This window comes from Streptomyces durbertensis (assembly GCF_014156695.1).
GTDB lineage: Bacteria > Actinomycetota > Actinomycetes > Streptomycetales > Streptomycetaceae > Streptomyces > Streptomyces durbertensis.
This window is the reverse complement of record NZ_WMLF01000598.1, coordinates 1-2,568: the sequence shown is the minus strand read 5'-3', so window position 1 is coordinate 2,568 and position 2,568 is coordinate 1. Positions and strand designations below refer to the sequence as shown.

Annotated in this window: 3 protein-coding genes; 2 read left to right on the top strand and 1 reads right to left on the bottom strand. The window is 72.0% G+C overall.

Annotated elements, in window-relative coordinates; translation table 11 throughout:
- Window positions 1-117 precede the first annotated feature (117 nt).
- The gene (bldD, locus tag GL263_RS24900) at window positions 118-618 is read right to left on the bottom strand and encodes a transcriptional regulator BldD (protein ID WP_143646769.1); all 501 of its coding nucleotides are present in this window, start codon (window positions 616-618) and stop codon (window positions 118-120) included.
- A gap of 310 nt (window positions 619-928) precedes the next feature.
- On the opposite strand from bldD, the gene pyrR reads away from it, so the two are divergent.
- Both pyrR and GL263_RS24890 read left to right on the top strand, forming a co-directional pair.
- Entirely contained in the window at window positions 929-1,510 is a 582-nt protein-coding gene (gene pyrR / locus GL263_RS24895) for a bifunctional pyr operon transcriptional regulator/uracil phosphoribosyltransferase PyrR (RefSeq protein ID WP_182857994.1), read from the top strand.
- Between the two features lie 102 nt (window positions 1,511-1,612).
- Window positions 1,613-2,568 (top strand): aspartate carbamoyltransferase catalytic subunit (locus GL263_RS24890; RefSeq protein WP_182857993.1); only part of this gene is annotated, 956 nt, incomplete at its 3' end.

Genomic DNA, 2,568 nt, shown 5'->3' with positions numbered 1-2,568 from the left:
CCCTGCCGTTGTGTGGGTGGCTTCCCGGTTTCCGCAGGCCGGAGCCGGCCGAGCTGCGGTGACGTTTTTTCACCGCGCCGTGCCGCAGAAACCTGCCGCGTACCGCCGGGTCGGGTCTCAGACCTCCTCGTGCGACACCGCGCGGCGCGCGTCGGCGTCGAGCACGCCCCAGCTGATCAGCTGCTCGGTCAGCACCGAGGGCGACTGGTCGTAGATGACGGCAAGCGTGCGCAGGTCGTCCTGGCGGATCGAGAGCACCTTGCCGTTGTAGTCACCGCGCTGGCTCTGGATCGTCGCCGCGTAGCGCTGCAGCGGGCCGGCCTTGTCGACCGGCACGTGCGCCAGCCGCTCCAGGTCGAGCACCAGCTTCGGCGGCGGCTCGGCGGCGCCGCCGGGAGTCGTGCCCGGCAGCAGCTCCTGGACGGGGACGCCGTAGAAGTCAGCCAGCTCGGCGAGGCGCTGCACGGTCACCGCGCGGTCGCCGCGCTCGTACGAGCCGACGACGACAGCCTTCCAACGACCCTGCGACTTCTCCTCGACGCCGTGGAGGGAGAGGCCCTGCTGGGTGCGGATCGCGCGGAGCTTGGCCCCGAGCTGTTTGGCGTATTCGCTGGACATAAAGCTCCCCGGAAGAGGTTGTCGTAACTCACTGTGATGTTACGCAGCGTAATGTCCGCCGTCAAGCTGGGGGCGATCCCGACTCGCTGACCTGCGGTGCGGACAAGCGCGCCGACAGCGAGCCCAGGTGCGTCCGGCTGATCCGAGGTGGGACGAGGTGGTCCGGACCGAGCCGACCGTCACCCGCGAGCACCGGCGGGAGCACGCACCGGCCCCCGACGGGCGGTGTCGGAGCGGCCTGGTACCGTTGGCACGAACCAGACGTCCTTTAAAGCCCGTCCAGTGAGGCGGGGAAGGGGGTCCAACCAGCATGGACAACAGCAGCGCGCCGCCCCAGGCGGCCCCCGCGGCCCGCCCGGTCCTCGAAGGCCCGGACATCGCCCGCGTACTCACCCGTATCGCCCACGAGATCGTCGAACGCGCCAAGGGCGCCGACGACGTGGTGCTTCTCGGCATCCCCACCAGGGGGGTGCACCTGGCCGGGCGGCTCGCCGGCAAGCTCCAGGAGATCACCGGCCGCCCCATCCCGGTCGGCTCGCTCGACATCACCATGTACCGCGACGACCTGCGGCTGAGCCCGCCGCGCACGCTCGCCCGGACGGAGATCCCCGGCGACGGCGTCGAGGGCCGGCTGGTCGTGCTCGTCGACGACGTGCTCTTCTCCGGACGCACCATCCGCGCCGCGCTCGACGCGCTCGGCGACCTCGGCCGCCCGCGCGCCGTCCAGCTCGCCGTCCTGGTCGACCGCGGCCACCGCGAGCTGCCGATCCGTGCCGACTACGTCGGCAAGAACCTCCCCACGTCGCTGCGGGAGACGGTCAAGGTCCAGCTGACCGAGGAGGACGGCCACGACGGCGTCCTGCTCGGCGCGCGCCCCACCGCCGGACAGTAAGCCGTCCCCGGCGCGCGGCCCGCCCACCAGGGCCGCCGCGTGGCACCGGCCTGCCCGCGCCACCCCGCCCGAACCCACCACAAGGCGACAGAAGGCACCCCGATGAAGCGCCACCTGATCTCGGCCGCCGACCTCACCCGGGACGACGCCGTGCTGATCCTCGACACCGCCGAGGAACTCGGCAGGCTCGCCGACCGGCCGATCAAGAAGCTCCCGACCCTGCGCGGACGCACCGTGGTCAACCTCTTCTTCGAGGACTCCACCCGCACCCGCATCTCCTTCGAGGCCGCCGCCAAGCGCCTCTCCGCCGACGTCATCAACTTCTCCGCCAAGGGCTCCTCGGTGTCCAAGGGCGAATCGCTCAAGGACACCGCGCTGACCCTGGAGGCCATGGGCGCCGACGCCGTGGTCATCCGCCACCACGACTCGGGGGCGCCGCACCGGCTCGCCACCTCCGGCTGGATCGGCGGCTCGGTGGTCAACGCCGGCGACGGCACCCACGAACACCCCACGCAGGCGCTGCTGGACGCCTTCACCCTGCGGCGCCGCCTGGGCGACGGACCGGGCACCGACCTGTCGGGCCGCCGCGTCACGATCGTCGGCGACATCCTGCACAGCCGGGTCGCCCGCTCCAACGTCCACCTGCTGAGCACGCTCGGCGCCGAGGTCACCCTGGTCGCGCCGCCCACCCTCGTCCCGGTGCGCACCGAGAGCTGGCCGTGCGAGGTCTCCTACGACCTCGACGCCCAACTCGCCAAGTCCGACGCCGTGATGATGCTGCGCGTCCAGCGGGAGCGGATGAACGCCGCCTACTTCCCCACCGAGCGCGAGTACGCCCGCCGCTACGGACTCAGCGGCGAGCGCATGGCCAGGATGCCCGAGCACGCCGTGGTCATGCACCCCGGACCGATGAACCGCGGCATGGAGATCAGCGCCGAGGTCGCCGACTCGCCCCGCTGCACCGCCGTCGAGCAGGTCACCAACGGCGTCAGCATCCGGATGGCCGTGCTCTACCTGCTGCTCAGCGGCGCCGACAGCGGCCCGCAGAGCACCGAGCC